The sequence below is a fragment of the Microcoleus sp. FACHB-1515 genome, assembly GCF_014696105.1.
Lineage (GTDB): Bacteria > Cyanobacteriota > Cyanobacteriia > Elainellales > Elainellaceae > JAAUTJ01.
Genome location: NZ_JACJPO010000010.1, coordinates 150,056 through 156,234 on the forward strand (window position 1 = coordinate 150,056; position 6,179 = coordinate 156,234).

At 48.6% G+C, this 6,179-nt stretch carries 9 protein-coding genes; 6 read left to right on the top strand and 3 right to left on the bottom strand.

From position 1 onward, the window contains the following. The first annotated feature begins 32 nt into the window (after nucleotides 1-32). On the top strand, nucleotides 33-956 hold the full coding sequence (locus H6F67_RS01830) for an ABC transporter permease (protein ID WP_190762717.1): 924 nt from the start codon (nucleotides 33-35) through the stop codon (nucleotides 954-956). Further along, nucleotides 953-1,840 (top strand): nickel transporter permease, encoded by an 888-nt coding sequence (nikC, locus tag H6F67_RS01835; protein ID WP_190762719.1) that lies wholly within the window; start codon nucleotides 953-955, stop codon nucleotides 1,838-1,840. Before H6F67_RS01830 ends, nikC begins: the two co-directional genes overlap by 4 nt. A gap of 46 nt (nucleotides 1,841-1,886) precedes the next feature. Here nikC and H6F67_RS01840 read toward each other — a convergent pair whose 3' ends face one another. Beyond that, nucleotides 1,887-2,030, bottom strand: coding sequence for a hypothetical protein (locus H6F67_RS01840; RefSeq protein ID WP_190762721.1), 144 nt, complete (start codon nucleotides 2,028-2,030; stop codon nucleotides 1,887-1,889). A 115-nt stretch (nucleotides 2,031-2,145) separates the two neighbouring features. Here H6F67_RS01840 and H6F67_RS01845 point away from each other — a divergent pair, with 115 nt between their 5' ends. The 4 genes from H6F67_RS01845 to H6F67_RS01860 all read left to right on the top strand — a co-directional run bounded on the left by H6F67_RS01845 (nucleotide 2,146) and on the right by H6F67_RS01860 (nucleotide 5,380). Continuing rightward, the gene (locus tag H6F67_RS01845; RefSeq protein WP_190762723.1) at nucleotides 2,146-2,334 is read left to right on the top strand and encodes a hypothetical protein; all 189 of its coding nucleotides are present in this window, start codon (nucleotides 2,146-2,148) and stop codon (nucleotides 2,332-2,334) included. Nucleotides 2,335-2,955: 621 nt separating this feature from the next. After that, nucleotides 2,956-3,873 carry a transglutaminase domain-containing protein gene (locus H6F67_RS01850; RefSeq protein ID WP_206753878.1) on the top strand — a complete coding sequence of 306 codons (918 nt, stop codon included), beginning with the start codon at nucleotides 2,956-2,958 and terminating at the stop codon, nucleotides 3,871-3,873. A gap of 98 nt (nucleotides 3,874-3,971) precedes the next feature. Beyond that, on the top strand, nucleotides 3,972-5,003 hold the full coding sequence (gene pdxA / locus H6F67_RS01855) for a 4-hydroxythreonine-4-phosphate dehydrogenase PdxA (protein WP_190762727.1): 1,032 nt from the start codon (nucleotides 3,972-3,974) through the stop codon (nucleotides 5,001-5,003). A gap of 107 nt (nucleotides 5,004-5,110) precedes the next feature. Continuing rightward, nucleotides 5,111-5,380, top strand: coding sequence for a photosystem I reaction center subunit X (locus H6F67_RS01860; RefSeq protein ID WP_190762729.1), 270 nt, complete (start codon nucleotides 5,111-5,113; stop codon nucleotides 5,378-5,380). 140 nt (nucleotides 5,381-5,520) lie between these two features. Here H6F67_RS01860 and H6F67_RS01865 read toward each other — a convergent pair whose 3' ends face one another. Continuing rightward, a complete protein-coding gene (locus tag H6F67_RS01865; RefSeq protein WP_190762731.1) occupies nucleotides 5,521-5,730 on the bottom strand; it encodes a BrnA antitoxin family protein in 210 nt (69 codons plus the stop codon). Nucleotides 5,731-5,830: 100 nt separating this feature from the next. Then, nucleotides 5,831-6,046 carry a BrnT family toxin gene (locus tag H6F67_RS01870; protein ID WP_313926747.1) on the bottom strand — a complete coding sequence of 72 codons (216 nt, stop codon included), beginning with the start codon at nucleotides 6,044-6,046 and terminating at the stop codon, nucleotides 5,831-5,833. Nucleotides 6,047-6,179: the final 133 nt, after the last annotated feature.

Genomic DNA, 6,179 nt, shown 5'->3' on the forward strand with positions numbered 1-6,179 from the left:
CCCCTAATTTGCTCAGCATTTCCTCCAACATCATGGCACGCTATTTAATCAAGCGGATTTTAGGCGGGATCTTTACGATTTGGATTACGACGATCGCCGTCACGCTTTTAATTCATCTGGTTCCGGGTGATCCAGTTCAAATCATGTATGCTCAGTCACAATCAACGACGCCAGAGCAGCTTGAACAGATTCGCCATAATCTTGGCCTCGATCGCCCTATCTACGAACAGTATTTTCTCTACATGAGTCGAATTTTGCGTGGCGATTTTGGAACGACAATTCGCGGCAACCAGCCTGTTTTAGAATTGCTTTTAGTTCGATTGCCAAACACGCTGCTACTGGCAATTAGCAGCCTAATCGTAACAGTAGTAGTTGGTATTACAGCCGGATTTTTTGCTGCTTATAAACGGGGAAGCTGGCTCGATACAATTTTGATGACTGGAGCGATCGTAGGAATCTCGATTCCAAGTTTTTGGCTAGGTTTGATGTTCATTTACATCTTTTCGATCCGGTTAGGCTGGCTACCCGTTTCTGGAACGAACTTGCAGAATTTGATTTTGCCTGCGCTGACTTTAGGGCTTGCAAATGCCGCTGCGGTTTCGCGGTTGACCCGCTCATCGATGCTCGATGTGCTGTCGCAAGACTATATGCGAACGGCACGAGCGAAAGGTTTGAAGGAGCAAGTTGTTTTGTCACGTCACGCGCTCCGAAACGGGCTAATTAACGTGGTGAATATGTTGGGTTTACAGTTCACATACATGATGGGTGGAGCGATCGTGGTTGAGAACGTGTTTGCCTGGAACGGTATCGGTCGCTTAGCGATTCAATCGATTTTTCAACGAGATTATCCAACTATTCAAGGCTTTATTTTGATCTTTGCCACTGTCGTTGTCATCGTTTCCATTATTTTAGATTTGCTTTACGTCTGGATTGACCCTCGCATTTCTTACTCATGACGCCACAAATTGACACGCCATCGATCGCACCCCTGCCAACCAAATCCAGCGATTTCAAGCGGTTCGTGCGAACTTTATTTCGCTCTCCAGGAGCGAAAATTGGTGGAATTATTCTCTTAATTTTGCTGCTGGTTGCAATCTTTGCTCCATCGATCGCACCTTTTGATCCGCTGCAAATGGGCGTCGGACCAAATCTAAAACCGCCAAGCGCTCAGCACTGGTTTGGAACCGATGAATTTGGCCGCGATTTGTTTAGCCGCATCGTCTACGGAAGCCGTTTAACGATTCGGATTGGCGTGATTGCCGTTGGCATTTCCATGACGGCAGGCGTGCTGATTGGCACGATTGCAGGCTATGCAGGTGGCTGGATTGAAACGATTCTAATGCGAGCGATGGATGTGCTGTTTTCGTTTACCGAAACGCTAATTGCGCTGGCCGCTGTAGCCGTCCTTGGCCCCAGTCTTACAAATGCAATGATTGCTGTTGGCATTAGCTCAATTCCGTTTTACGCTCGCGTTACTTACGGCGCAATTCTAGTTGAGAAAAACAAGGAATATTTCAAAGCGGCGCAAGCGGTTGGCGCAAGACACTATGGCTTAATTTTTCGGCATCTGCTGCCGAATGTTTTGTCGCCCATTATTGTAGTGGCAACGGTCGGTGTGTCGGTTGCGGTTCTGTCGGCTTCTGCCCTATCGTTTTTGGGCTTGGGCGCACAGCCACCTTCACCAGAGTGGGGTGCAATCTTGGCAGCAGGTCGTGACTACTTTAAACGTGCCCCTTGGGTAACAACCTTTCCAGGCTTGTCGATCGCCATTACCGTTCTTGGCTTCAATTTGCTAGGCGACGGACTGCGCGAAGCCCTCGATCCCAGGCAGCACAACTGAGATTTGCATGACCTCCTCGCTGCCTGAAATTAGGTGGCAGGCATGATCAGAGTCGCCGTTTTGACCAAACATCCGGCAGCGGGGCACTCGTTCCCTTGGCGCAAACGGGCACTGGCTCGATCGCCCAACTGCAACGGCTCTGTATTGCTTGCTGAGCTTGAATCTGTTGCCGCATCGATTGACCAATCACAAATTTGCTCAATTAACGGACGCACTGGTCGTGCATATTGGGTTAGCGTACAGCTTTACAGCAAAAGTGCGATCGCAAACAGGGTGAAGGCATTTTGGAACCTTGAACGTGGTTCATGCTCAGTCGGCAGCGATCGCGATCGTGCCGCTTCTGCCTTGTTGATCTAGACGAACTCTGGCTAGCAAGCTTGCCCAAAATCGATGAGCCAACCTGTTTGAAAGGTTTGACCGAGTTCTTTAGCCGAATTAATCGCGTTCAGCAGTTGCCTGGAGGTGAAATGATGCCTGCTCAAGTATGCCTATAATCTTTTATAAGCTTTCGTTGTTTACCAGCTAGATATTAAGTGGACTAGCGGTAGGACAAAGCAGACAGTTTAGATCAAATCTTGAAAATTCGATCTCAGTTACTGTTGAAGGATGTCATCATGCCTCGGAATCTAGAGAGCGAGTTTGCAAAAGCAGTCCGCAAGCTAAATCGAAGAAAGCAGCTAGTTTGGTTAAGAAGTGGAGCGCTTTTTTTACTGCTGAGTGCAGTTGCAGGATTAATTTGGCTGCTGCTTAAAAACGGTTTTTCTATTCAAGTTGAAAATTTTACTATTAGTTCGATCGCGCTTTTTCTGTGTGTAGTTGGCCTACTTAGCATCGCTGTATTCATCTACAGAAGCAAGCGTCAATCCGAAAGCCGATCGCCAGATTCTACCTTTTCTAATTCGTTTCGATCGAAAGAGCGCAGACCTATCAAGCGCAAATATCTAATCGGCTACTCGATATTGATTGCAGTATTTATTTTTCAGGCAAATCCAGCTTTTCTAGTTGACCCAGTCAATCACTTTGTTACTCGTTTAGTCCACAGTCCTGCACCTCCAAATGCAAAATCTCCTTGGTATTGGGCAAACGCTCAAACACTCCATCCAGCCGTTGCGAACATGCCGCCCGAAGCTGAGAAAAGCATTCAGTCTGTTGCTCGCTATATTGCCGATCGCGAACCTGATCCTTATTTGCGGATCAAAGCACTGCATGACTACGTGGTTAGCCGAGTTGAATATGATTTAGATGTGCTGAAAACCGGAAATCGACCTTTACAAGATGCTCAAACGGTCTTTGCAACTCACAAGGCAGTTTGCGAAGGATATGCAAATTTGTTCGTGTCGTTGGGGCAAGCGATCGATATCGAAGCGGTGTATCTCGAAGGACGAATTCGCCGAGATTTAGCACCTCTTGATTTGATTCCCGCTTCGCTAAGAGCGTTGAACTCCGGTTATGACTGGACGCTTCATGCTTGGAATGCAGTTAAAGTTGCAGGTAGCTGGCAGCTCGTAGATACCACTTGGGATGATGGAGCTAATTCGTATAGCACAAACTACCTTCTACCGCTTCCTCAAGTGATGATCGTTAGTCATTTGCCAAACAATCCAGACTGGCAGCTTTTGAACGATCCTAAGAGCCAAGATGCTTTTGAAGATCAACCTATCTTGACGCCTGAAGCTTTTATTGATGGGTTAACGATTGCTTCGCCAACTAAGTATGAAACAGCCGTTCAAGACGTTGCTGTAATCAACGTTCAGCACCCATCAAACTATTCAAAGAAGATTGCGGCTCTTTTCATTCAAACAGCAGAAACAGAGTTTTCGCTCGAAAGTTTGCTGCCAACAGACACGCAGACAGACAAATTTGAGCCGCAGCAATGCCAAAGTCAGCAAGCTTTAAGCGAAACTGAGATTTCCTGTCGATTTCCAGCATCGGGAGATTATCAAGTGCTCATGTTCAGCTTAGAAGAAGCAAGCTCGCCTGAACCTCGCGCTACTCCGATCGCTCAACTTCGATTTCAGGCGTCGGTAAACTAAAAGAAATCGCCCAATTGAGTTTTGAAGTTCACTCAGCGCGATCGCCTTTACAGCAGTTTCTCTGACGTTTTTCTAATCATTGTTTTTCTAATCACTGTATGTCTGCCTCAAACCCTACGCCTCAGCTTGCGATCGCCCTCGGCGACCCTGCCGGAATCGGAACTGAAGTTGTCCTCAAAGCGTTGGCCGATGAATCGATCGCCAATGCTGCTGATTTCACGCTGATTGGTAGTTCAACTCAGCTTCAGCGCACATTCGATCGCCTCCCTGGTTTAGCCAATCTTGATCGCTTTCCTGTGCTCGATTTGCCGTGTGGCGCGATCGAGTGGGGCGTTGAAAGTGCGGCAAGTGGCGAAGTCAGCTTTCGGGCATTGGAGACGGCGATCGATCGCACCTTGGCTGGAGAATTTCAGGGCATTGTGACCGCTCCGATCGCCAAATCTGCCTGGAAAGCAGCAGGCCACATCTATCCCGGACAAACGGAACTGCTAGCGGAAAAAGCAAAGGTCGATCGATTTGGAATGATGTTCGTGGCGCGATCGCCCTTGACGGGATGGACGCTGCGGGCACTTCTGGCAACCACGCATATCCCGCTGCGACGAGTCGCTGAGGCGCTCACGCCTGAATTGCTGACAGCCAAACTCGACCTGTTAATTACCAGCCTTCAGCAAGATTTTGGGATCGCTGCGCCGCGCATTGCGATCGCTGGCCTCAATCCACACAGCGGCGAACAAGGTCAGCTTGGCCGCGAGGAAGTCGATTGGGTGTTCGATTGGCTGGATCAGATGCGCGATCGCTTTCCCCACGCTCAGCTTGACGGCTTGATTCCGCCCGATACGCTCTGGGTGCGTCCGGGTCAGGCGTGGTTCGGCTCCGCTTCGGTGCAAGCGCATGATGCGTATCTAGCGCTGTATCACGATCAGGGATTGATTCCCGTCAAGCTGATGGCGTTCGATCGTGCGGTGAATACTTCGATCGGTCTGCCGTTTGTGCGAACCTCACCGGATCACGGCACGGCGTTTGACATTGCGGGACAGGGAAAAGCGGACGCGAACAGCATGAAGGCGGCAATCGAACTGGCGATCGAACTGGCGGCACGGCAGCCACAGGCAAATTTGGCGATCGTTTAGTCAGAAATCATTCGTGGGAAAGATTTGCGATCGTGTCGTTTCCTTGGAGGATTGGGGTCTAGCTGTGTTGGACAGCCTGCCGTTCTCATATCGAACTAAGGAGAATCATGCTACAGACACTTTTACTCGCTGCCGCCTCAGAGCCGCCCACCAAACTGTGGAACTGGGAAGGAACCTATCTAATTGTCGGTGCTTGCCTGCTGGTTTTGTTTATTGCCAGCCGCACGATCGAAGAACCGCACGTTGGCCCCAGAATGCCGCTGCCGTTTCCAGAACTGTTTAACAACATCAGTGTTGCTGGATTTTTGGGCGCAATGAGCTTCGGCCACATGATCGGCGTCTTTTTGACGATTACGCTTGCCCCGCTGCTGAAGTAAGCGTTTGATAATTTCAACAAAAAGCGATCGCCCCATCGAGCGATCGCTTTTTGTTGAGGTGAAATAGAATTCACTCGATCGCTTCTCGCCTATTTTGTTCAATTTCTTTGCAAAAAGTACAGCGATCGAAACCTCAAGCCTCACGCCCACTCAAGCGAAGGTCTACGCTTCGATTTGGCACAATCTTGTAGGTAGAGATTAATCAAAGTTTGATAGGGAATGCCTGTTTCTTCAGAGAGACTTTTGAAATAGTCAAGAACATCTTCTTCAAGTCGAATTGTAATTTGTTTCTTCAGCTTCTTAATATAGGGATTGCGAACTGATTGAGAAAAATCATACTCATTTTTCATGGCGAAAATTCCTCGTATTGCTGACGTTCGCGCTTGGTTGCTGGGCGAGCAGAAATAATTCGGATCAGGCGATCGTTTTCCTTATACAGGTAACAGACAACTATTCCTTATACAGGTGACAGACAACTAATAGACGTGCCTCATCACTGACACCCAAGAGAATGTAGCGGTCTTCCTCTGCTGAATGCTCTGGGTCATAAGCTAAACGGGCATTTTCGTCATAGAAGACGCTTTGAGCCTCTTCAAACGAGACACCATGCTTCCGCTCATTGCTTTCAGCTTTTTGAAGATCCCATTCAGACTCTAGCTCGTCCATACTCTAGCTCGTTCATACAATAGACCTCTTGCATGAATCAATTAGCCATAGCTGACTCAAAGTTAACGATACCCGCCAGTAGGTGGACTCGGCGCGTGAAATGCCGCCGCCGATTGCGATAGCGCTCCGCCAG